Origin of the sequence: Oryzobacter telluris (assembly GCF_043099285.1) — a bacterium.
GTDB classification, from domain to species: domain Bacteria; phylum Actinomycetota; class Actinomycetes; order Actinomycetales; family Dermatophilaceae; genus Oryzobacter; species Oryzobacter telluris.
The window spans coordinates 2100360-2123613 of record NZ_CP170723.1 but is presented as its reverse complement, the minus strand read 5'-3'; the positions used below and the strand labels follow the sequence as shown (position 1 = coordinate 2123613).

General features: G+C 72.9%; 18 protein-coding genes and 1 tRNA gene. 6 read left to right on the top strand and 13 right to left on the bottom strand.

Features of this window, described 5'->3' with window-relative positions; translation table 11 throughout:
* The first annotated feature begins 6 nt into the window (after positions 1-6).
* Together ACFLFB_RS09695 and ACFLFB_RS09690 are read left to right on the top strand one after the other, a co-directional pair.
* The gene (locus ACFLFB_RS09695) at positions 7-732 is read left to right on the top strand and encodes a class I SAM-dependent methyltransferase (protein WP_392541967.1); all 726 of its coding nucleotides are present in this window, start codon (positions 7-9) and stop codon (positions 730-732) included.
* 59 nt (positions 733-791) lie between these two features.
* On the top strand, positions 792-2114 hold the full coding sequence (locus ACFLFB_RS09690) for a lipopolysaccharide biosynthesis protein (RefSeq protein WP_392541966.1): 1323 nt from the start codon (positions 792-794) through the stop codon (positions 2112-2114).
* Positions 2115-2132: 18 nt separating this feature from the next.
* Here ACFLFB_RS09690 and polA read toward each other — a convergent pair whose 3' ends face one another.
* Positions 2133-4829 (bottom strand): DNA polymerase I, encoded by a 2697-nt coding sequence (gene polA, locus ACFLFB_RS09685; protein ID WP_392541965.1) that lies wholly within the window; start codon positions 4827-4829, stop codon positions 2133-2135.
* On the opposite strand from polA, the gene ACFLFB_RS09680 reads away from it, so the two are divergent.
* The 3 genes from ACFLFB_RS09680 (at position 4828) to ACFLFB_RS09670 (ending at position 8563) form a co-directional block, all read left to right on the top strand.
* Positions 4828-5292, top strand: a complete 465-nt coding sequence (locus ACFLFB_RS09680; RefSeq protein ID WP_392541964.1) for a hotdog fold thioesterase — start codon at positions 4828-4830, stop codon at positions 5290-5292. The genes polA and ACFLFB_RS09680 overlap by 2 nt on opposite strands.
* A gap of 146 nt (positions 5293-5438) precedes the next feature.
* Positions 5439-7223, top strand: a complete 1785-nt coding sequence (locus ACFLFB_RS09675) for a DUF1800 domain-containing protein (protein ID WP_392541963.1) — start codon at positions 5439-5441, stop codon at positions 7221-7223.
* An 8-nt stretch (positions 7224-7231) separates the two neighbouring features.
* The gene (locus ACFLFB_RS09670; protein WP_392541962.1) at positions 7232-8563 is read left to right on the top strand and encodes a DUF1501 domain-containing protein; all 1332 of its coding nucleotides are present in this window, start codon (positions 7232-7234) and stop codon (positions 8561-8563) included.
* 22 nt (positions 8564-8585) lie between these two features.
* Here the strand turns inward: ACFLFB_RS09670 and ACFLFB_RS09665 are convergent, their stop codons facing one another.
* Complete coding sequence (locus ACFLFB_RS09665) at positions 8586-9137, bottom strand: GNAT family N-acetyltransferase (protein ID WP_392541961.1); 552 nt, start codon at positions 9135-9137, stop codon at positions 8586-8588.
* A 153-nt stretch (positions 9138-9290) separates the two neighbouring features.
* On the opposite strand from ACFLFB_RS09665, the gene ACFLFB_RS09660 reads away from it, so the two are divergent.
* Positions 9291-10064, top strand: a complete 774-nt coding sequence (locus tag ACFLFB_RS09660) for a DUF554 domain-containing protein (protein WP_392541960.1) — start codon at positions 9291-9293, stop codon at positions 10062-10064.
* 22 nt (positions 10065-10086) lie between these two features.
* On the opposite strand, the gene ACFLFB_RS09655 is transcribed toward ACFLFB_RS09660, so the two are convergent.
* The 11 genes from ACFLFB_RS09655 to trpB all read right to left on the bottom strand — a co-directional run bounded on the left by ACFLFB_RS09655 (position 10087) and on the right by trpB (position 23254).
* A complete protein-coding gene (locus tag ACFLFB_RS09655; protein WP_392541959.1) occupies positions 10087-10416 on the bottom strand; it encodes a hypothetical protein in 330 nt (109 codons plus the stop codon).
* Between the two features lie 44 nt (positions 10417-10460).
* A complete protein-coding gene (locus ACFLFB_RS09650) occupies positions 10461-11069 on the bottom strand; it encodes an ANTAR domain-containing response regulator (RefSeq protein ID WP_392541958.1) in 609 nt (202 codons plus the stop codon).
* A 1-nt stretch (position 11070) separates the two neighbouring features.
* Positions 11071-11153: transfer RNA gene (locus ACFLFB_RS09645), tRNA-Leu, on the bottom strand.
* Between the two features lie 51 nt (positions 11154-11204).
* Positions 11205-12656, bottom strand: coding sequence for a pyruvate kinase (gene pyk / locus ACFLFB_RS09640; protein WP_392541957.1), 1452 nt, complete (start codon positions 12654-12656; stop codon positions 11205-11207).
* A 189-nt stretch (positions 12657-12845) separates the two neighbouring features.
* Positions 12846-14306, bottom strand: coding sequence for a glutamate synthase subunit beta (locus tag ACFLFB_RS09635; RefSeq protein ID WP_392541956.1), 1461 nt, complete (start codon positions 14304-14306; stop codon positions 12846-12848).
* A complete protein-coding gene (gltB, locus tag ACFLFB_RS09630) occupies positions 14299-18843 on the bottom strand; it encodes a glutamate synthase large subunit (RefSeq protein WP_392541955.1) in 4545 nt (1514 codons plus the stop codon). Before gltB ends, ACFLFB_RS09635 begins: the two co-directional genes overlap by 8 nt.
* Before the next feature lie 127 nt (positions 18844-18970).
* A complete protein-coding gene (lgt, locus tag ACFLFB_RS09625; protein WP_392541954.1) occupies positions 18971-19897 on the bottom strand; it encodes a prolipoprotein diacylglyceryl transferase in 927 nt (308 codons plus the stop codon).
* Entirely contained in the window at positions 19894-20664 is a 771-nt protein-coding gene (locus ACFLFB_RS09620) for a DsbA family protein (RefSeq protein WP_392541953.1), read from the bottom strand. Before ACFLFB_RS09620 ends, lgt begins: the two co-directional genes overlap by 4 nt.
* 15 nt (positions 20665-20679) lie before the next feature.
* Positions 20680-21201 (bottom strand): MauE/DoxX family redox-associated membrane protein, encoded by a 522-nt coding sequence (locus ACFLFB_RS09615; protein ID WP_392541952.1) that lies wholly within the window; start codon positions 21199-21201, stop codon positions 20680-20682.
* Positions 21198-22013 (bottom strand): tryptophan synthase subunit alpha, encoded by an 816-nt coding sequence (trpA, locus tag ACFLFB_RS09610; RefSeq protein ID WP_392541951.1) that lies wholly within the window; start codon positions 22011-22013, stop codon positions 21198-21200. Before trpA ends, ACFLFB_RS09615 begins: the two co-directional genes overlap by 4 nt.
* On the bottom strand, positions 22010-23254 hold the full coding sequence (gene trpB, locus ACFLFB_RS09605; protein ID WP_392541950.1) for a tryptophan synthase subunit beta: 1245 nt from the start codon (positions 23252-23254) through the stop codon (positions 22010-22012). The genes trpA and trpB overlap by 4 nt, the downstream gene beginning before the upstream one ends.

Genomic DNA, 23254 nt, shown 5'->3' with positions numbered 1-23254 from the left:
GCCGCCGTGGAGGCCGACCACCGCGACCCCACCCCGCCCGAGGGCCTGCGCGAGCTGTGGCCCGACCTCGACGCGGTCCCCGGATGGCTCACCCTCGCCCAGGCCGTCGACCTCTGGGACGCCGTCGCCGCGGCCCCGGCCCACCCGGTCGTCGTCGAGGTGGGCAGCCACCACGGGCGCTCGACCGTGGTCCTCGCGTCGGCCCGGACCGACGTCCGGGTCACCGCCGTGGACCCCTTCGTCACCGCTCGCCTCTTCGCCGGGCCGTCGGTGCGCGAGGCCTTCGAGGCGACCGTGCGGCGCTTCGACGTCACCGACCGGGTGCACCTGCGCGTGACGACGAGCCGGGCGGCCCGCGCGGGCTGGTCCGGTCCCGTCGACGTCGTCTACGTCGACGGCAAGCACGACGTCCTCACCGTCGGCGACGACCTGCGCTGGGTCGACCACGTCCGGGGCGGTGGGACGGTCCTCGTGCACGACGCGTTCTCCTCCGTCGGCGTGACCCTCGGGCTCCTGCTCCACGCCCTGCCCTCATCCCGGCTGCGCTACACCGGTCGCACCGGGTCGCTGGCCCGGTTCGTCGTGGCCCCGCCCACCCTGCGCGACCGGCTCCGGCTGGTCACCGAGCTGCCGTGGTTCGCCCGCAACGTCGTCGTCAAGGTCCTGCTGCGCCTCCGCCTGCGAGCCGTCGCCCGTCGGCTCGGCCACGCCGACTCCTACGACCCGTACTGACACCGGGACCCCGGCCCGACCCACCGCGGGCCCGTCCTACCAGGTGGTAACTTTCGCCGGTGGCCAGTGCGGACCGGAACGGTGCGGGTGTCGTCGGCGGAGCCGTCGTCGCCGGCGCGATCGCCGTCATGAACGTCACGACCTACGGGCTCACCCTCGCGACGGCCCGGATCCTCGGCCCCGACCAGTTCGGCCAGTTCTCCTCGGTCCTCGGCGCGCTCATCGTCGTCAACGTCGTCTCGCTCGCCCTGCAGGCCACCGGGGCGCGCCGGGTGTCGACCGCCCCGGGTGACCGCCACCGGATCGAGCGCACGGTCCTGCGCGCGACCGCGGCCTGCGCCGTCGGCGTCACGGTCGTGTCCCTCCTCGCGACCCCCCTCGTCAGCGCCGGGCTGCGACTGGACTCGCCCGTCGGCGCGGTCTCGATGGCGGTGGCGGCGGGCTTCCTCACCCTCATGGGCGGGCAGGCCGGCATCCTCCAGGGCGAGCAGCGGTGGCTGCCGCTCGCGGCGGTCTACGCCGCGATGGGCGTGGCCCGGCTCGCCGCCGGCGGTCTCGCCCTCCTCGTCGACCGGTCCGCCGCCTCGGCGCTCGTGGGGGTGGCGATCGGTGCCGTCGTCCCGGTCGTCGTGGCCGGGATCGCCCTGCGCCACCCGGCGCGGACGTCGACGCGACCACCGGTGGGGGCCGAGCCCGCGTCCTCGTGGCGCACGTGGGAGCGAGGCGGCGTCGGGCGCGAGGTGGCGCACAGCGCCCACGCCCTGCTCGCCTTCTTCGCCGTCTCCAACATCGACGTGCTGCTCGCCCGCGCCCTGCTGGACGACGTCCCGGCCGGCCACTACGCGGCCGGGCTGGTCCTCACCAAGGCGATGCTCTTCCTCCCGCAGTTCGTCGTCATCGTCCTGTTCCCGGCGATGGCCCGGTCGCACGGCGGCCGGCGCACCCACGTCCTCGGGCTGGGCGCGATCCTCGCGCTCGGGGTGGTCGCCGCCTCCGTCGTCGCGCTGGTGTCGGGGCTCGCCCTGGCCTTCGTCGGCGGCCCCGCGTACGCCCCGGTGGAGCCGTCGCTGCCGCTCTTCGCCGCGCTCGGCACGGTCCTGGCGATGGTGCAGCTGCTCGTCTACAGCGCCCTCGCGCAGCGCCACCCGCGCGCCGTCATCTCGCTCTGGGTGGCCCTCGCGGCGACGGCGGCACTGGCCCCGCTCGTCGACTCCGCCAGCGGCCTGTTGCTCGTCAAGCTGGGCGTCGACGTGGTGCTGCTCCTCGTCCTCGGCGTGCACCTCCTGGTGGTCACCCCACGGGGGGACGCGCCGGCTCCTCCGCCGGTGGAGCCGGCGCTGGCCGAGGACACGTCGTCACCCGAGCAGCCGGCGGTCCGCTGAACCCGCGGGGGCTCGCCGTCAGTGGGCGGCGTCGTGCCAGGAGCGGCCGACCCCGACGCTGACGTCGAGGGGGACCTCGCCGAGGTCGAGCGCCGCGCCCATCTCACGCCGGACGAGGGCCTCCACGGCCTCCCGCTCCCCCGCCGCGACCTCGAGGACGAGCTCGTCGTGCACCTGGAGCAGCATCCGCGAGCGGAGGTCCTCGGACCGCAGCGCGGTGTCGACGCCCTTCATCGCGAGCTTGATGATGTCGGCCGCGGACCCCTGGATGGGCGCGTTGAGGGCCATCCGCTCGGCGCCCTCGCGGCGCTGGCGGTTGTCGCTCATGAGGTCGGGGAGGTAGCGGCGCCGGCCGAGCATCGTGGCCGTGTACCCGGTGGCGCGGGCCTCGGCGACGACCTCGCGCAGGTAGTCGCGGACCCCGCCGAACCGGGCGAAGTACTCGTCCATGAGGCCCTGGGCCTCGCCGGTGGAGATCGTCAGCTGCTTGGACAGGCCGAACGCGGAGAGCCCGTACGCCAGCCCGTAGCTCATCGCCTTGACCTTGCTGCGCATCTCGGCGGTGACGTCGGCGGGCTCGACCCCGAACACCCGCGCGCCCACGAACCGGTGGAGGTCCTCGCCGGTGCGGAAGGCCTCGATGAGCCCCTCGTCGCCGGACAGGTGCGCCATGATCCGCATCTCGATCTGGCTGTAGTCGGCCGACATCAGCGACTCGTAGCCCTCGCCGACGACGAAGACCTCGCGGATGCGGCGGCCCTCCTCGGTGCGGATGGGCACGTTCTGCAGGTTGGGGTCGGTGGACGACAGCCGCCCGGTGGCGGCGATCGTCTGGATGTAGGTGGTGTGGATGCGGCGGTCCGGAGCGACCGACTTGATGAGCCCCTCGACCGTGACCCGTAGCCGCGAGGTGTCGCGGTGCCGCAGCAGCGCCTCGAGGAAGGGGTGCTCGGTCTTGGCGAAGAGGTCGGCCAGGGCGTCGGCGTCGGTGGTGTACCCGGTCTTGGTGCGCTTGGTCTTCGGCATGCCCAGCTGGTCGAAGAGGACCTCCTGGAGCTGCTTGGGCGAGCCGAGGTTGACGTCGCGGCGCTCGATGGCCGACCACGCGTCCTCCTGCGCCTGGCGCATCTTGGCCCCGAAGTCGGCCTCGAGGGCGGTGAGGGCGTCCTCGTCGACGGCGATGCCGGTGCGCTCCATCACCGCGAGGATGTCGACGAGGGGGAGCTCGAGGTCGGCGAGCAGCTCGGTGCCGCCCGTCTCCTCGAGCCGCTCGGCGAGGACCGCCGACAGCTCGAGCACCGCGCGCGCGCGGACCATCGCGTCGCGCTCGGCGGCGTCGTCGTCGGCCGCGAAGTCGAGCATCCCCTGGTCGCCCTGCTCGGCCTCCGCCCGCAGCTCGCGGCCCAGGTGGCGCACGACGAGGTCCTCGAGGTCGTAGGAGCGCTGGTCGGGCCGCACGAGGTAGGCGGCCAGGGCGGTGTCGCTCGTGACGCCGCGCACCTCGAGGCCGCGGGTGGACAGCGCCTGGAGCTGCTCCTTGGCGTCGTGGAGCACCTTGGGGGCGTCGGGGTCGGCGAGCCACGCGGCGAGGGCGGCGTCCTGCTCCGGCGTGAGGGCGGTGAGGTCGAGGTAGCCGGTGGCGCCGTCGGCGCCCGCGAGGGCGACGGCCCCGGCGTCGCCCGACCCGCCCCGGTACCGGCCCACGACGACGACGCCGTGCGGCACCGTGCGGCCGGCGGCACCGTCGCCGAAGCGCACGGCGAGGTCACCCGCGCCGAACACCTCGTCGCCGACGTCGAAACCACCCTCGACCTCGTCGGACTCGACGTCGAAGGTCTGGAACAGCCGGTCGCGCAGCACCCGGAACTCGAGCCCGTCGAAGACCCGGTGCACCTCCTCGCGGTCCCAGCTGTGGCGCTCGAGGTCGGCGACGCGCAGCGGCAGCTCGACGTCGTCGACGAGGCGGTTGAGGCGGCGGTTGCGCAGCACGCCGTCGAGGTGCTCGCGCAGGTTCTCGCCGGCCTTGCCCTTGATCTCGTCGGCGTGCGCCACGACGCCGGTGAGGTCGCCGTACTGGGTGAGCCACTTGGCCGCGGTCTTCGGGCCGACGCCGGGAACGCCGGGGAGGTTGTCGCTGGACTCGCCGACGAGCGCCGCGAGGTCGCTGTACCGGTTCGGCGGGACGAGGTACTTCTCCTCGACCGCTGCGGGATCCATCCGCCAGACCTCGGAGACGCCCCGCACGGGGTAGATGAGGCTGACCTGGTCGGAGACGAGCTGGAAGGCGTCGCGGTCGCCGGTGCAGATGACGACCTCGGCCCCCTCGGTGACCGCCTCCTTGGTGAGGGTCGCGATGACGTCGTCGGCCTCGAAGCCCTCGATGCCGACGTGCTTGATCCGCAGCGCGTCGAGGACCTCGCGCAGCAGCGGCAGCTGGCCGGTGAACTCGGTGGGCGTCTTGTTCCGCCCGGCCTTGTACTCGGCGTACTCCTCGAGCCGGAAGGTCTGCCGCGACACGTCGAAGGCCACGCACACGTGGGTGGGCGCCTCGTCGCGCAGGACGTTGATGAGCATCGAGGTGAAGCCGTACACGGCGTTGGTGTGCTGCCCGGTGCTGGTGGAGAAGTTCTCGACCGGGAGGGCGAAGAAGGCCCGGTAGGCGAGCGAGTGGCCGTCGAGGAGGAGGAGCTTCACGCGTGGCAGCCTATCCACCATGACCGACACCCCTGCCGCCCCGGACCCCACCCACTCGCCCTCCCCCGACCTCATGGCCGGCGTGGCCGCGCTGAAGGCGATGAACCCGGACTCGCTGATGCACCGGATGGGGATCGAGGTGCTCGAGGCGACCGCGGACCGGCTCGTCGCGACGATGCCCGTCGAGGGCAACACCCAGCCGTACGGCCTCCTCCACGGCGGTGCGTCGGTGGTCCTCGCCGAGACCCTCGGTTCCATCGGTGCGGCCCTGCACGCCGGGCCGGGCAAGGCGGTCGTCGGCCTCGACATCAACGCCACCCACCACCGCGCGGCGCGCAGCGGCCTGGTCACTGGCACGGCGGTACCGCTCAGCCTGGGGCGCACCCTCGCCTGCTACGAGGTCGTCGTCACCGACGAGGACGGCAAGCGGGTCTGCACGAGCCGGATCACCTGCCTGATCCGCGACGCGGCCCCGGGAGCCTGAGGAGGCCATCCGAGCCCTTCCGGTCAGGGCCTCACCACCGCTTGGTCAAGGGACGGTCAAGAACGCCGTTTCGCGGCCCGTTGGGCGGATGGGGCTGTGGCTGAACGGTTGACGCCCGGCCCCTGGGCTGCGGGGACCATCGAGGAGTGTCCCCTGCCGCACTCTCCCGTCGCTCCGCCGCGGGCGCCGCCCTGGCGTCCGCCGTGGGAAGCGTGACCCCCGACCCGAAGGTCGCCGCCTCCGCGGCCGCCACGGCCGGCCAGAGCACCACCACGGTCGTCGAGGCGCCGGTCGCGCCCCGCAGCGCGATGGTGGCCGCCGACGTCCCGGTGTCCACGGCCGCGCCCAAGGCCGCCGCCGTCGACGCCGCCTACCAGCCCCGCGCCGCCGTCCCCGGCCCGGCACCCGCCCGCTCGTCGGGCACCCGCACCACCGTCGCCGCCCGCGTGGCCGCCGGGACGACCACGCCGACCCCCACCCCGAGCCCGTCACCCACCACCCCCGCGACGCCGACCTCCGCCTCCCACGCGCTGCACCTGGCCCGCCGCGCCTCCTTCGGCGCGACCCCCGAGCTGGTGGCCGAGATCCGCTCGGTGGGCTCGACGGCCTGGATCGACGCCCAGCTCTCCCCGAGCACGGTCGCCGACACGGCGATGGACTCGCTCGCGGCCTCCCTCTGGCCGGTCCTCGACCTGCCCATCTGGGGCGTCCACGACACGTACTACCCCGACAGCACGGGGGACCTCGGCTACGCCGCCATCGAGGCGACGGTGGGCCGCGCCATCTGGTCGAGGCGGCAGCTGCTCGAGGTGATGGTCGAGTTCTGGACCAACCACCTCGTCGTCACGGCGCCCTGGGCGGAGTCGTGGGACAGCGTCCACCGCTACCAGGCCGACGTCATCCGCAAGTACGCCCTCGGGCGCTACGCCGACATGCTCGTGGCCAGCGCCAAGCACCCGGCGATGCTGGCCCAGCTCGACAACGCCTCCTCCTCCAAGCGCGCCCCGAACGAGAACTACGGCCGCGAGGTCCTCGAGCTGCACACGGTCGGCGTCGACGGCGGCTACCTCGAGTCCGACATCCGCCGCTCGGCCCTCGCCCTCACCGGGATGTCGAGCGACCGCGAGTCGGGCGAGTACTACTACCGCCAGATCCGCCACCACGTCGGGGCGCTGAGCATCATGGGCTGGTCCCACGCGAACACCTCCGCCTACGGCGAGGGGGTGGGCGAGGCCTACCTCACCTACCTCGCCCGGCACCCGAAGACGGCCCGCCGCCTCGCGACCAAGCTCGCCGTGCGCTTCGTCGCCGACACCCCGCCCCCGACCCTCGTCGACCGGCTCGCGCAGGTGTACCTCGACAACGACACCCGCATCGCCCCGGTGCTGCGGGCGCTGCTCACCTCGGCGGAGTTCGCCGCCTCCACCGGCCAGAAGACCAAGCGCCCGCTGGAGGACATGGTCTCCACGGCACGGATCCTCGGCGTCACCCCGGGCTCGAACACCAGGGGCTGGCTCAGCGACCTGGTCTGGTACGCCCGCAACGCGGGTCAGGCCCCGATGGCGTGGCCCGCCCCGAACGGCTACCCCGACGTCGCCGCCGCCTGGGCGGGGACCGGCGCCACGCTGGGGCGCTGGAACTGGCACATGGCCCAGGGCTGGATGTCGACCGACACCGCCGCGAAGGCCACGTACCCCGCGTTCCGGACCCTGCTCCCCGCCACCCTGCCCACCACGTACGGCGCGCTCGTCGACGCCCTCGCCACCCGCCTGCTGTTCGCGCCGCTGGCCACGGCCAAGCGCGACGCCGTGTGCGCCTTCCTCGACAAGACCGCCGCGACCGCCCTGAAGCCGACCGACGCGGTGCTCGGCTGGCGCCTGCCCTACGTCGTGGCGCTCGTCCTCGACACCCCCGAGTTCGCCACCCGCTGAGGACGACGATGACCGACACCGAGACCACCACCGAGCCCGTCGCCGCGGGGACCGAGCACGCCGGCTGCGACTGCGAGGACTACACCCGGGCCACGAACGGCGTGTCGCGACGCGGCTTCCTCGCCGGCGCCACCGGCCTCGGTGCGGCCGCTGCCACGGTGGCCTTCGCGTCCTCCGCCGCGGCGATGACCCGCCTCACCTTCGCCGACGCCGGATACAGCGGCGACACCCTCGTCGTCCTGTCGTTCCGCGGTGGGTTCGACGGCCTGTCCGCCGTCGCCCCGGTCGCCGACCCGGCCTACATCGCCGCCCGGCCGAACATCGCGGTCCCGCAGTCGCGCGGCCTGCCGCTCACCTCGCGGTTCGCCCTCCACCCGGCCCTGGCTCCCCTCCTTCCCCTGTACACCGCCAAGAAGCTGGCGATCGTCCACGCGATGGGCCAGCCGAACCCGACCCGCTCGCACTTCACCGACATGGACGAGATGGAGCGCGCGGCCCCCGGCTCGTCGCTGCGCACCGGCTGGCTCGACCGGATGATCGGGGCCACGACCACGCCGGGCGCCTGGGCCGCCACGAGCGTCGGCAGCAGCACGACCCCCCGCTCCCTCCTCGGTCCGTCGGCCGACCTCGCGCTGCGCACGGTCGACTCCTTCCAGCTCAACGGGGCCTGGGACGCCACCGAGACCACCCGGTGGGCCACCGCCCTGCGCGCCCTGCACGCCGGCTCCGCCGACCAGGTCGGGGTCCCGGCGCGCACGACGCTCGACGCCCTCGCGACCGCCGCCGCCCTCAAGACCGCCGGCTACACCCCGGCCAACGGTGCGGCCTACCCCAGCGGCGGGCTCGGCGACTCCCTGCGCGACACCGCCCGCCTCATCAAGGCCGGGGTGGGCCTGCGCGCGGTCACCATCGACTCGGGCAACTGGGACATGCACGCCGACCTCGGGCGCAGCGACAGCGGCTGGATGTACCGCCAGCTCACCGAGGTCGGGCAGGCCCTCGCGGCCTTCATGACCGACCTCGGCAGCACCGCCGACAAGGTCACCCTCGTCACGCTCTCGGAGTTCGGGCGACGGGTAGCGGAGAACGGCTCCGGCGGCGTCGACCACGGGTACGGCAACGTCTCGTTCGTCCTCGGCAACGGAGTCAACGGTGGAGCCGTCTACGGCACCTGGCCGGGCCTCACCCCAGCCGAGCTGCAGGCCGGCGACCTCAAGGTCACCACCGACTACCGCTCCGTCCTCGGCGAGGTGCTGGAGAAGCGCTGCGGGCTCGCGGCGACGTCGGTGTTCCCGGGCGCGCCGACCGACCGGCTCGGCGTGTTCAAGCCGCGCGTCTGACGCGGTCCGGAGCCGGAACGCCCTAGAGGGTGCGGGTGGCCGCGAACGCGCGGCTGCGCAGCGAGCGGCGACGGCGCATGACCTCGTTGCCCGTCTCGCACGTCTCGGGCGCCAGCTTGCGGCGCAGGGTCGCCGTGGGGACGACGCGGCGCACGATGGTGGACGAGAAGCCCAGGCGGGCGAAGAAGCGGTTGGCGTCGCGGCTGGTGGTCGGCACGTTCGACACGACGATCTCGCAGCCGGCACGCTCGGCAGAGGTCAGCACCGCACCGATGAGCGACTTGGCGACGCCGTGGCGCCGGACGTCGGGACCGACCCAGAGCTGCTCGATGGCGAGCTCGGCGGTGGGGCTGAGGCCGAACGGGTTCTCGGTGGCGATGGCGTAGCCGACGGCCTCGCCCTCGAGGCGCGCGACGAAGGCCAGGACACCGGGGCGCCGCAGCGCCGTGGTGAGCCGTCCCTCGGTCACCGCGCGGGCGGCCGCCTCCTTGCTCGAGCCGGCGTCGACCCGGGCGGCGAGCCACAGGCCCGTGATGTCGCGGAGGTCGTCGGCATCGACCAGTGACACGTCCACCGAACGCCTGCCCACGGCACCTCCGTCATCGTTGTCAGTCCGTCGCGGTTCGGCGACCGTGGGAGCACTCCCAAGCACCTGACACTAGACCTCGTCACGCCCGGGCGGAAGCCCGGATGGATGATGATTGAACCACTTGGGTAGGTTGCGACGGTGACCAGCCTCTTCCCCGGAGCGGGGACCGTCCTCAACGTCCTCACCGTGATCCTGGGGGCCGGCCTGGGCATGGCCGTGGGCCACCGGCTGCGGGCGCACACCCGTGACGTCGTCACCGACGTCCTCGGCCTGGTCACCCTCCTCGTCGCCGGCCTGTCGGCGATGTCGGTCACCGACGTCTCGCTCAGCCGCGCGGTCGGGTCCGGGGCGCCGGTGCTCATCGTCCTGGGCTCGCTGCTCATCGGGTCGATCGCGGGGTCGCTGCTGCGCATCGAAGAGCGGCTCGAGGGCCTCGCCGGGCGGGTGCAGGGCGTCGTGTCGCGGCGGTCGCGCACCGAGGGCGGCACCGACCACGCGTCGCGCGAGCGCTTCATCGAGGGCTGGCTCACCGCGTCGTTGCTGTTCTGCGTCGGCCCGCTCACCATCCTCGGCTCGCTCAACGACGGGCTCGGCCGCGGCATCGACCAGCTGGCGCTCAAGGCCGTCCTCGACGGCTTCGCGGCGCTCGCCTTCGCCGCCAGCTTCGGCGTCGGCGTCCTGATGTCAGCGGTGTCGGTGGCCGTCGTGCAGGGGCTCCTCACGCTCGTGGGCGTGCTGCTCGGCTCGGTCGTCCCTGACGCCCACATCGCGGCGCTCACGGCCACCGGAGGACTGATGCTCGTGGGGATCTCGCTGCGGCTGCTGCGGATCCGCGAGGTCCCTGTGGGTGACATGCTGCCGGCCCTCGTCGTGGCGCCGCTGCTCACCCAGCTCGTCGTCTGGCTGCGCTAGCCGCCGCCGCGCGCGGGGCGGCTCAGTCGTGGCGGCGCCCGGCCAACCCCGACCTGGTGCGGCGCAGCGCCGCCGGCGCGACGGCCGTCATGATCACGCCTGCGACGACCATGAACCAGGGCCCGCGCCGACCCCCACCACCCCAGAAGGTGTCGGCGACGCCGAGCCCCTCGAGGGCGTACACCACCGCGAAGACGGGCCCGGACACGAGCATCGTCATCGCCATGACCCACCCCGTGCGGTACTTCTGGCGAGGGGTCCGCAGCCGCAGGGCGGCTCGGACGAGCATCGTCCCCACGCCCAGCCAGAACACGACCCACGCGGCCGCCTCGATCCCCCGGACCACGCTCATCGCGTCAGGCTAGCGAGCCTGCGGGCAGGCGGTCAGCCGGAGGGTCAGGCCTTCTCCATCCCGGCGACGACGGCGTCGGCGACCTCCTTCATCCCCATCCGGCGGTCCATGGCGGTCTTCTGGATCCAGCGGAACGCGTCGGCCTCGGAGATCTTCAGCTTGGTCATGAGCACGCCCTTGGCGCGGTCGACAGCCTTGCGCGTCTCGAGCCGCTCCCCCAGGTCGGCGATCTCGGCCTCGAGGGTCTTCATCTCGCCCCAGCGCGACAGGGCGATGTCGATGGCGGGGGTGACGTCGCCGGCCGTGAACGGCTTGACGATGTAGGCCATGACCCCCGCGTCGCGGGCCCGCTCGACGAGCTCGGTCTGGCTGAACGCCGTGAGCATGACGACGGGGCAGATCCGCTCCTTGCCGATCTGCTCGGCCGCGGTGATGCCGTCCATCACGGGCATCTTCACGTCCATGATGACGATGTCGGGCTTGAGCTCGGTGGCCATGGCGACGGCCTGCTCGCCGTCACCGGCCTGGCCGACGACGTCGTAGCCGGCCTCACCGAGCATCTCGGCGAGGTCGAGGCGGATGATCGCCTCGTCCTCGGCCACGAGGACGCGGCGAGCCGTGCGAGGGGGCTGGGCAGCGGTGGTCTCACTCATGTGCCGGGAGCGGGACTTGAACCCGCACGCCCTCGCGGGCAGAGGATTTTGAGTCCTCCGTGTCTGCCATTCCACCACCCCGGCCGGGGCGCGTCGTCAGCATACCGACGGGTCCCCGACGGGTTTGCGGCCTGCTCAGGGGGCGAGCTCGCTGTACGCGGGGGCGACCCGGTTCTTGGCGTCACCGATGCGGTGGACCCGCAGCGCGTTCGTGGAGCCGGGGATGCCGGGAGGCGAGCCCGCGACGATGACGACGAGGTCGCCCTCGACGACCCGGCCGGCGGCGAGGAGCACCTCGTCGACCTGCATCGCCATCTCGTCGGTGTGCTTGGCGTCCTGGACGAGGAAGGTCTCCACGCCCCACGACAGCGCGAGCTGGCTGCGGGTCCACTGGCTCGGCGTGAACGCGAGCATGGGGATGCGGGGGCGCACGCGGGACAGGCGCCGCGAGGAGTCGCCGCTCATCGTGAAGGTGATGAGGTAGGTGCAGCCCAGCTGCTCGCCGATCTCGGCCGCGGCCGCGGTGACGGCGCCGCCCTTGGTGTGCGGGCGGGTGCCGAGCGGCGGGATGCGGTGCAGCCCGTGGTCCTCGGTGTTCTCGATGATGCGGGCCATCGTGCGGACCGCGGCGAAGGGGTGCTTGCCGACGCTGGTCTCGCCGGAGAGCATGAGCGCGTCGGCGCCGTCGAGGACGGCGTTGGCGGCGTCGGAGGCCTCGGCGCGGGTGGGGCGGCTGTTCTCGATCATCGACTCGAGCACCTGGGTGGCGACGATGACCGGCTTGGCCTGGCGGCGGGCGAGCTCGCAGGCGCGCTTCTGGACCAGGGGCACCTCCTCGAGCGGCATCTCGACACCGAGGTCACCGCGCGCGACCATCAGGCCGTCGAAGGCGCGGACGATCTCCTCGAGGTTGTCGACCGCCTGGGGCTTCTCGATCTTGGCGATGACGGGGAGGCGGATGCCCTCCTCGTCCATGATCTTGTGGACGTCGACGATGTCCTCGGCGCTGCGCACGAAGGACAGCGCGATCATGTCGGCGCGGATCCGCAGCGCCCAGCGCAGGTCGTCCTTGTCCTTCTCGGACAGCGCCGGCACGGACACGGCGACGCCGGGCAGGTTGATGCCCTTGTTGTTCGACAGCGTGCCGCCCTCGACGACCTCGCAGACGACGTCGGTGTCGGTGACCTCGGTGGCGACGAGCGCGATCTTGCCGTCGTCGATGAGGATGCGGTCGCCGGCGGTGACGTCGCCCGGCAGGCCCTTGTACGTGGTGCCGACCTCCTGGTCGTCGCCGGGGACGTCGCGGGTGGTGATGGTGAAGGTCGCCCCGTTGACGAGCTGCACGGGGCCGTTCTCGAAGCGGGCGGTGCGGATCTTCGGACCCTGGAGGTCGACGAGGACCCCGACCGCGCGCCCGGTCTCGTCACTGGCGCGGCGGACGTCGAGGTAGACCCGCTCGTGGTCGGCGTGGTCGCCGTGGCTGAGGTTGAGGCGGGCGACGTCCATGCCGGCCCGGACGAGCTCGCGCAGGTTCTCCGGGGACGTCGTGGCGGGGCCCAGGGTGCAGACGATCTTCGCGTGGCGCATGGTCGAAACCCTATCGGTGGAAACGCTTGCACGAGTGACGGGGGCCACATGACGGAACGCCCGATGTGAGCGCAACCATCGCAGGCGGCCACACCCTCCTGGACGCCGCTACGGGGCAGTACGCGTCGTGATCACGACACCTACTGCCCCGTAGCGCGGGACGGAGGGCGGGGCCCGGGTGGCTGGGGGTCAGGCGGTGAGGGGGCGGTCGGTCGGGTTGACCGGGCGGGGCAGCCGCGAGGGCTTGCCCATGAGCCAGGCGTCGACCTCGTGGGCCGCGGAGCGACCCTCGGCGATGGCCCACACGATGAGCGACTGGCCGCGGCCCGCGTCGCCGGCGACGAAGACGCCGGGCACCGACGACATGAACTGGCGGTCGCGGCTGACGTTGCTGCGCGGGTCCTTCTCGACGCCGAGCTCCTCGAGCAGGCCCTCGGCCTGCGGGCCGAGGAAGCCCATCGCGAGCAGGACGAGCTGCGCGGGGATCTCGCGGTCGGAGCCCTCGACCTTCTCGAAGCCGCTCTCCCCCATGACCACCTCGTGCAGCCGCAGCGCACGGACCTTGCCGTCCTCGTCGCCGAGGATCGCGGAGGTCGACACGGCGTAGACGCGGTCGCCGCCCTCCTCGTGGGCCGAGGCCACGCGGAAGAGCATCGGGTAGGTGGGCCACGGGTGCGCTGCGGTGCGGTCGACCGACGGCTGCGGCATGATCTCCAGGCTCGTGACCGAGCGGGCGCCCTGGCGGTGCGAGGTCCCGATGCAGTCGGCGCCCGTGTCGCCGCCGCCGATGACGACGACGTCCTTGCCGGCCGCGGTCACCTGGCCCTCGACGCTCTGGCCGAGCGCGACCCGGTTCGCCGGCGGGAGGAAGTCCATCGCCTGCACGACGCCGTCGAGCTCACGGCCCGGGACGGGCAGGTCGCGCGGCACGGTGGCCCCGATGGCGACGACGACGGCGTCGAACCGCTTGCGCAGGTCGGCGCCGGTGAGGTCCTTGCCGACCTCGACCCCGGTGCGGAAGCGGGTGCCCTCGGACTTCATCTGGGCGATGCGGCGGTCGACGACCGACTTCTCCATCTTGAACTCGGGGATGCCGTAGCGCAGCAGGCCGCCGGGCTGGTCGGCCCGCTCGTAGACCGCGACGGTGTGGCCGGCGCGGGTCAGCTGCTGGGCGGCGGCCAGGCCGGCCGGGCCGGACCCGACGACGGCGACCGTCTTGCCGGACAGCCGCTCGGGGGCGACGGGCTCGACGGTGCCGTTGGCGAAGGCGCGGTCGATGATCGAGACCTCGACCTGCTTGATCGTCACGGCCGGCTGGTTGATGCCGAGGACGCACGCCGACTCGCAGGGCGCCGGGCACAGCCGCCCGGTGAACTCGGGGAAGTTGTTCGTCGCGTGGAGGCGGTCGATGGCCTGGCGCCACTCACCGCGCCACGCGAGGTCGTTCCACTCGGGGATGAGGTTGCCCAGCGGACAACCGCTGTGGCAGAACGGGATCCCGCAGTCCATGCAGCGGCCGGCCTGGCGCTGGAGCTCGGTCGACGACTGCTCCTCGTAGACCTCCTTCCAGTCCCTGATCCGGACCGGCACGGGTCGCCGACGCGGCAGCTCGCGCTCGCGCGTCCTCAGAAAGCCCTGGGGGTCAGCCACGGGACGCCTCCATGATCCGCTCCCACACCTGGGTGCCGTCGGGGTCGAGGCCCTCGGCGGAGGCCTTGGCGCGCACGTCGAGGACGCGCTGGTAGGCCCGCGGGAGGACGAGGGTGAAGGCCGAGCGGGCGGTGTCCCAGTCGGCGAGGAGCCGGGCCGCCACGGCCGAGTCGGTCCACTGCACGTGGCGCTCGAGCAGGTCGTGGACGACGAGCTCGTCCTCGGGCCGCAGCGGCCTGAGGTCGACGAGCTCGGGGTTGACGTGCGAGGCGTCGAGGTCGAGGACGTAGGCGACGCCCCCGGACATCCCGGCGGCGACGTTTCGCCCCGTCGGCCCGAGGATGAGCGCGGTGCCGCCGGTCATGTACTCGAGGCCGTGGTCGCCCACGCCCTCGACGACCGCGGTGGCGCCGGAGTTGCGCACGCAGAACCGCTCGCCCACCCGGCCGCGCAGGAACAGCTCACCGGAGGTCGCGCCGTACGCGATGACGTTGCCGGCGATGACGTTGTCCTCGGCGACGAGGGCGGAGCCGGGTGCGGGACGGACGGCGACGCGTCCGCCGGACAGGCCCTTGCCGACGTAGTCGTTGGCGTCGCCCTCGAGGCGCAGCGTGATGCCGGCCGGGAGGAACGCGGCGAAGCTCTGCCCGGCGGACCCGGTGAGGGTGAGGTCGATGGTGCCGTCGGGCAGCCCGTGGGCGTGCCGCTTGGTGACCTCGTGGCCGAGCATCGTGCCGACGGTGCGGTTGACGTTGCGGATCGAGAACCGCGCGGTGACCGGGATGCCGGTGTCGATGGCGTCTCGGGCGGCGGCGATGAGCTGGTGGTCGAGCGCCTTCTCCAGACCGTGGTCCTGGGCGATGGCGTGGCGCACGCCGGAGCCGTCGGGGCTCTGCACCTGGGTGAGGATCGGCGCGAGGTCGAGCCCGCTGGCCTTCCAGTGGCGCACGGCCTTCGCGGTGTCGAGGTGCTGGATCTGGCCCACGGCCTCGGCGATGGTGCGGAAGCCCAGCGCCGCGAGGTGCTCGCGGACCTCCTCGGCGATGTACTCGAAGAAGGTCTCGACGAACTCCGGCTGCCCGGAGAAGCGGGCCCGCAGCTCGGGGTTCTGGGTCGCGATGCCGACCGGGCAGGTGTCGAGGTGGCAGACCCGCATGAGGATGCAGCCCGACACGACGAGCGGTGCGGTGGCGAAGCCGAACTCCTCGGCCCCGAGCAGCGCGGCGATGACGACGTCGCGGCCCGTCTTGATCTGCCCGTCGACCTGCACGACGATCCGGTCGCGCAGCCCGTTGAGGACGAGGGTCTGCTGGGTCTCGGCCAGGCCGAGCTCCCACGGACCGCCCGCGTGCTTGAGCGAGGTCAGCGGCGAGGCGCCGGTGCCGCCGTCGTGGCCCGAGATGAGCACGACGTCGGCGTGCGCCTTGCTGACCCCGGCCGCGACCGTGCCGACCCCGACCTCGGAGACGAGCTTGACGTGCACCCGGGCGGCCGGGTTCGCGTTCTTCAGGTCGTGGATCAGCTGGGCGAGGTCCTCGATGGAGTAGATGTCGTGGTGCGGCGGCGGGCTGATGAGGCCGACGCCGGGCGTGGAGTGCCGGGTGCGCGCGACCCACGGGTAGACCTTCGGGCCGGGCAGCTGGCCGCCCTCGCCGGGCTTGGCGCCCTGCGCCATCTTGATCTGGATGTCGTCGGCGTGGGTGAGGTACATCGAGGTGACGCCGAAGCGGCCCGACGCGACCTGCTTGATCGCCGAACGGCGCTCGGGGTCGAGGAGGCGCTCCTCGTCCTCGCCGCCCTCACCGGTGTTGGAGCGCGCCTTGAGGCGGTTCATCGCGATGGCGAGGGTCTCGTGCGCCTCCTGGCTGATCGAGCCGTAGCTCATCGCACCGGTGTTGAAGCGGCGGACGATGTCGGCCACCGACTCGACCTCCTCGATCGGCACGGGCGGGCGCTCCTGCTGCGCCCCGCCGAGCTCGAAGAGCCCGCGCAGCGTCATCAGGCGGCCGGCCTGCTCGTCGATCCGCTGGGTGTACTGCTTGAACACGTCGTAGCGCTTGGCCCGCGTCGCGTGCTGGAGGCGGAAGACCGTCTCGGGGTCGAACAGGTGCGGCTCGCCCTCGCGGCGCCACTGGTACTCGCCGCCGACGGTGAGCTTGCGGTGCGCCTGGCGGATGCCGTCGGGCGGGTAGGCCATGGCGTGCCGCGCCGAGGTCTCGGCCGCGATGACGCCGAGCCCGACGCCGCCGAGCTGGCTGACGGTGCCGGTGAAGAACTCGTCGACGAGGTCCTGCGAGAGGCCGATCGCCTCGAAGACCTGGGCGCCGCGGTAGGAGGCGACGGTGGAGATGCCCATCTTCGACATCACCTTGAGCACGCCCTTGCCGAGCGCCTTGATGAGGTTGGCGACCGCCTTCTCCTCGGTGACGTCGGTGATGGCGCCGCTGCGCACCATGTCCTCGACGGTCTCCATCGCGAGGTACGGGTTGATCGCGGCCGCGCCGTAGCCGACGAGCAGCGCGACGTGGTGCACCTCGCGGACGTCGCCGGCCTCGACGAGGAGCCCGACCTGGGTGCGGGTCTTCTCGCGGATGAGGTGGTGGTGCACGGCGCTGGTGAGGAGCAGCGACGGGATCGGGGCGAGGTCGCGGTCGGAGTCGCGGTCGGAGAGCACGACGAACCGGGCGCCGCCCTCGATGGCAGCGGACACCTCGTCGAAGATCTCGTGGAGGCGGGCGCGCAGGGCGGCCTCACCGCCGGTGACGTCGTAGGTGCCCCGCACGACGACCGTGCTGTAGCCGGGCAGGTCGCCGTCGGCGTTGATGTGGACGATCTTCGCGAGCTCGTCGTTGTCGAGCACCGGGAACGGCAGGACGACCTGGCGCACGTGGGCCGGGGTGGCGTCCAGGACGTTGCCCTCGGGGCCGATCGTCGAGCCGAGCGAGGTGACGAGCTCCTCGCGGATGGCGTCGAGCGGCGGGTTGGTGACCTGCGCGAAGAGCTGGGTGAAGTAGTCGAAGACGAGCCGCGGGCGCTCGGAGAGCACGGCGATGGGGGTGTCGGTGCCCATCGAGCCGAGGGCCTCTCCCCCGGTGCTCGCCATCGGCGCGATGAGGATCTTCAGCTCCTCCTCGCTGTACCCGAAGGTGCGCTGGCGGCGGGCCACGGAGGCGGCGGTGTGGATGATGTGCTCGCGGTCGGGGAGGTCCTTGAGCTCGATGAGGCCGGCGTGCAGCCACTCCTCGTACGGGTTCTCGCCGGCGAGGCTGGTCTTGACCTCCTCGTCGCTGACGATGCGGCCGGCGGCGGTGTCCACGAGGAACATCCGGCCGGGCTGGAGCCGCCCGCGGCGCACGACGTTCTCGGGCTCGAGGTCGAGCACGCCCGACTCGGAGGCGAGCACGACGAGGCCGTCGTCGGTCACCCAGTAGCGCCCGGGGCGCAGGCCGTTGCGGTCGAGGACCGCGCCGATGAGGGTGCCGTCGGTGAAGGTGACGCAGGCCGGGCCGTCCCAGGGCTCCATGAAGGTGGAGTGGAACTCGTAGAACGCCTTGCGGGCCGGGTCCATCGACTCGTGGTTCTCCCAGGCCTCCGGGATCATCATGAGGACCGAGTGCGGCAGCGAGCGGCCGCCGAGGTGGAGCAGCTCGAGGACCTCGTCGAAGGTGGCCGAGTCGGAGGCGCCGGGCGTGCAGATCGGGAAGAGGCGCTCGAGGTCACCGGGGATGACGTCGGAGCTGACCTGCGACTCGCGCGCCATCATCCAGTTGCGGTTGCCCTTGACGGTGTTGATCTCGCCGTTGTGGGCGATGAGCCGGTACGGGTGGGCCAGCGGCCAGCTCGGGAAGGTGTTGGTCGAGAAGCGCGAGTGCACGAGGGCGAGCTCGGTGGCGTAGCGCTCGTCGGACAGGTCGGGGAAGAACGGCTCGAGCTGGCCGGTGGTGAGCATCCCCTTGTAGACCACGGTGCGACACGACAGCGACGGGAAGTACACCTCGACCTCGCGCTCGGCGCGCTTGCGCAGGCAGAAGGCCAGTCGGTCGAGCTCGATGCCGGTGCTGCCGTCGTGGGCGGAGACGAAGAGCTGCCTGAAGGTGGGCATGCACTCGCGGGCGGCCCGGCCGACGAGGTCGGGGGTGACGGGGACGTCGCGCCAGGTGAGGACGCGCAGGCCCTCCTCGGCGGCGATCTCCTCGATGCGGCGCTCGGCCTCGGCGCGCTCGTCGTCCTCGGCGGGCAGGTAGGCCACGCCCACCGCGTAGGCGCCGGCGGCGGGGAGGTCGGTGTCGAGCACGGCCCGGAAGAACGCGTCCGGGACCTGGGTGAGGATGCCCGCGCCGTCACCGACGAGCGGGTCGGCGCCGGTGGCGCCGCGGTGGTCGAGGTTGCGCAGGGCGTCGAGCGCGTGGACGACGATGTCGTGTCCGGCACTGCCCCGCATCGTCGCCACCAGGGCCACACCGCAGGCGTCGTGCTCGTGCTCACGGCGGTACAGGCCCGTGTCGGCGGGCTGGGCGGAGAAGCGAGCGACGGTCACGTCGGATCACCGTCCTCAGGGGTCTGCGATCCATGGGGACCGGGCACGGCAAGGTCAGGCGCGGACGGCTTTGGCCACGTCCCGGAATGCTATCGCCGGGGCCCTGCGTCTTGCATTTCGAGCCGCGCTATCCCACATCCTGGGACTTCGGCTCCGCCTCCGTGCGGGAGTCGGGCCGCTCGTCGTCCTCCGGCGGCCCGGCCGGCGCCTCGGCCTCCGACCGCTTGGCACGCCTCCCGGTGAACCACACGATCCACACGCCGAGGGCGAAGACGACGATGCTCGTCCACACGTTGAGCCGCTGCCCGAGGACGAGCTCGGCCTCGTCGGTGCGCATCTTCTCCACGACGATCCGGCCCAGGGGGTAGCCCGCGACGTAGAGGCCGAACAGCTGCCCGGGGGCGAGGCTGCGGCGCCGGTCGACGACGAGCAGGGCCGTGGCCAGGACGAGGAGGAAGAGCAGCTCGTAGAGGAAGGTCGGGTGGAACACGCCCTTGACCACGGGGTTGCCCGCGGCGTCGACGACGGCCCGCCCGGCCGAGCTGTCCCACTCGTGGATGGTCAGCCCCCACGGCAGGTCGGTGGGACCGCCGTAGAGCTCGTTGTTGAACCAGTTGCCCAGCCGCCCGATGGCCTGGGCGAACGCGACACCCGGCACCGCGGCATCGGCGAACGCGAGGAAGGAGATGTCGTGGCGGCGGCAGCCGATCCACGCGCCGAGCGCACCGAGCGCGACCGCTCCCCAGATGCCGAGGCCGCCCTGCCAGATCTTGACCGCGTCGAGCGGGTGGCCGCCCTCGCCCCAGTACGGCTCGGGCGTGGTGATGACGTGGTAGAGCCGGCCGCCGACGATGCCGAACAGCACCGCCCAGGCGGCGACGTCGAGGGCCTGCGCGGACTCGTAGCCACGCGGCACGAGGCGGCGTCCGGTGAGCCAGACGGCGAGGACGATGCCGATGAGGATGCACACGGCGTACATCCGCAGGGGCAGCGGGCCCAGCTGGAACACCCCGATGGTCGGGCTCGGGATGGTGGCGGGCAGGAGGTGGGTCACGAGGTGGCTCCCTGGATGGCGGCGGTGAAGCCCTCGGGCGTGGCCACGGACGCGAGGTCCGCGGTCGTGCCGTTGATGACGACGGTGGGCGTCCCGGCGAACCCGGGGATGGCGAAGGCGGCCTCGTTGACCGAGGTGACGTAGCGCGTGTAGGTGCCGTCGGCCACGCACTGCTTCCACGTGGTGAGGGCGTCACCGTTGATGCCGGCGGCCGCGGCCCACTTCTGCAGGGTGGCGTCGTCGAGCGTGGTGCCCTCCGGCGCCTGGTCGGCGTACACGGCGTCGTGGAAGTCCTGGAAGTGACCGCCGGCAGCGGCGCAGAACGCCCCGTTGGCGGCGGGGGTGGAGAACTGCACACCGAGCTTGTCGTCGAGGAAGTTGAGCACGTGGTAGTTCAGGACGATCCTGCCCTGCTGGGCCAGGCCGGTGACGGTGGTCCCGACCGCGCCCTCGAACTGCCGGCAGACCGGGCACTGGAAGTCCTCGTAGAGGTCGACCGTGGGGGCTCCTGCCACGGGGGTGACGTCGGCGAAGGCGCGGTAGCCCTTCCCCATCGAGGTGCCCTTCGGCACGGCGGTGGAGGTCCCGGCAGCGGCGTCCTTCTGCGACTGCGACCACACGACACCGCCGACCACGGCGACGATCGCGACGACGACCACGACGGCGGCGACGACGACCCGGTTCGCTCCCCCACCCTGCGGCCCCTGGGCGGCGCGGATCTTCGCCTGGCGGCTCGAGGCCGGGGCGGGAGGCTGCTTCTTGGCCATCGTGGGCGTTCTCCTTCAGGATCCGAACAGGACGCGGTCGAGCGAGGCGAGGGTGCGGGGTCGCCACCACAGCCAGGCCCCGGCGAGGGCGAAGACCGCGTCGCGGCCGATCTCCTGGGGGTACGTGGTGTCGGCGGCGCCGATCTGGCCGCCGCCGCCGAAGCAGCCGCAGTCGATGGTCAGGCCGCGGGCCCAGGCCTGGGCGATGCCCACGACGAAGGCCGCCATGAGCAGCGTCGACACCACCGCGACGGGGCGGGTGAACAACCCGAGCAGGAGCAGCACCCCGAGGACCACCTCGACCCACGGCAGGGCCAGCCCCACGGTGTTGGCCAGGCCGGTGGGGAGCACCTCGTAGGCCTGCACGGCGCGCTGGGCCGTGACCGGGTGGCCGATCTTCACGGCCCCCGCGTAGACGAGGACGGCGCCGAGGAAGAGGCGCGCGAGGAGCCCGACGAGGTCGAGGACGCGGGTTCGGCGGTCGGCCGGCTCGGCCACCGCGGTGGTCTCCGTGCTCGGCTCGGTGCCCGTGCTCACCTGCGTCCGCTCCTCACTCCCTGCGCCAGTTCGGCCGTCAGGTCGCGCAACGCCTCGAGGCGGTCGTGGAGTTCCCCGTCGCCGCCGAGCGCGCGGACCAGGGCCGACCCGACGATGACGCCGTCGGCGTAGCCGGCCAGCTCGGCGGCCTGGTCCCCGGTGGAGACCCCGAGGCCGACGCAGACCGGGAGGTCGGTGACCTCCTTGACCCGCTCGACGAGGCCGCGGGCGTCGGTGTCGACGCTCGTGCGGGCGCCGGTGACGCCCATCGTCGAGGCGGCGTAGACGAAGCCGCGGCAGGCCCGGGTGACCTTCTCCAGGCGCTCGGGCGTGGACGAGGGCGCCACGAGGAAGACGCGGTCGAGCCCGTGCTCGTCGCTGGCGTCGAGCCACTCCTGCGCCTCGTCGGGGATGAGGTCGGGGGTGATGAGGCCCCCTCCCCCGTGCCCGGCGAGGTCGGCGGCGAAGCGGTCGACCCCGCGGCGCAGCACGAGGTTCCAGTAGGTCATGACGAGCGGGACGGCCCCGGCCTCGCGCACGGCGGCCGTGGCGCGGAAGACGTCGTCCACCCGGCTGCCGCCGGACAGCGCCGTGGCGACGGCGTGCTGGATGACCTCGCCGTCCATGAGCGGGTCGCTGTAGGGCACGCCCACCTCGACGATGTCGCAGCCGGCCTCGACGAGCACCCGCATGGCCTCGAGGGAGCCCTCGACCGTGGGGTAGCCCACCGGGAGGTACCCGACCAGCGCGGCCCGGCCCTCCTCGCGGCAGCGGCGCAGGACCTCCTCGACGCCGCGCGTGGCGGTGGTCACGACGACGGCCCGTCCACGAGGCCGAACCACTCGGCGGCCGTGTGCATGTCCTTGTCGCCGCGCCCGGAGAGGTTGACGAGCAGGAGGGCGTCGGGGCCGAGCTCGCGGCCGACCTCCATCGCGCCCCACAGCGCGTGCGCCGACTCGAGCGCCGGGATGATGCCCTCCGTGCGGCAGAGCAGCGAGAACGCCTCCATCACCTGGTCGTCGGTGGCGTAGCGGTACTCGGCCCGGCCGGTGTCGCGCAGGAACGAGTGCTCCGGGCCGACGCTCGGGTAGTCGAGGCCGGCGGAGATCGAGTGCGACTCGACGGTCTGGCCGTCGTCGTCCTGCATGAGGTAGCTCATCGCGCCGTGCAGCACGCCGGGGCTGGCCGAGGCGAAGCGGGCTGCGTGGCGTCCGCTCTCGATGCCGGAGCCGCCCGCCTCGATGCCGATGAGCCGCACGCCCTCGTCCTCGATGAACCGGTGGAAGATGCCCATGGCGTTGGATCCGCCTCCGACACAGGCGATCACGGCGTCAGGAAGACGACCGGCTAGCTCGAGCACCTGGCCGCGCGCCTCCTCGCCGATGACGGCGTGGAAGTCGCGGACCATCTCGGGGAACGGGTGCGGGCCCGTGACCGTGCCGATGAGGTAGTGGGTGGTGCCGACGTTGGTGACCCAGTCGCGCAGGGCCTCGTTGATGGCATCCTTGAGGGTGGCGCTGCCGTGCTCGACCGGGACGACCTCGGCGCCGAGGATCTTCATCCGGGCGACGTTGAGGGCCTGGCGCTCGGTGTCGACCTTGCCCATGTAGACCCGGCACTCCAGGCCCATGAGCGCGGCGGCGGTGGCCGTGGCGACGCCGTGCTGGCCGGCTCCGGTCTCGGCGATGACGCGGGTCTTGCCCATCCGCTTGGTGAGCAGGGCCTGCGCCAGGACGTTGTTGATCTTGTGCGAGCCGGTGTGGTTGAGGTCCTCGCGCTTGAGGACGACGCGCGCCCCGCCGCAGTGGGCGGCGAACCGCGGGACCTCGGTGACGATGCTCGGCCGGCCGGTGTAGGTGCGGTGCAGGCGGGCGAGCTCGTCGAGGAAGTCGGGATCGAGCATGGCCTTCTGGCGCGCCTCGTCGAGCTGCTCGAGCGCGGGGATCAGCGCCTCGGGCACGTAGCGGCCGCCGAACGGGCCGAACCGCCCGGGCTGGGGCAGCTCCTCGGGCACGAGGTCGCGCGTCGAGGGGGCGGGGGTGTCGTCGGACAT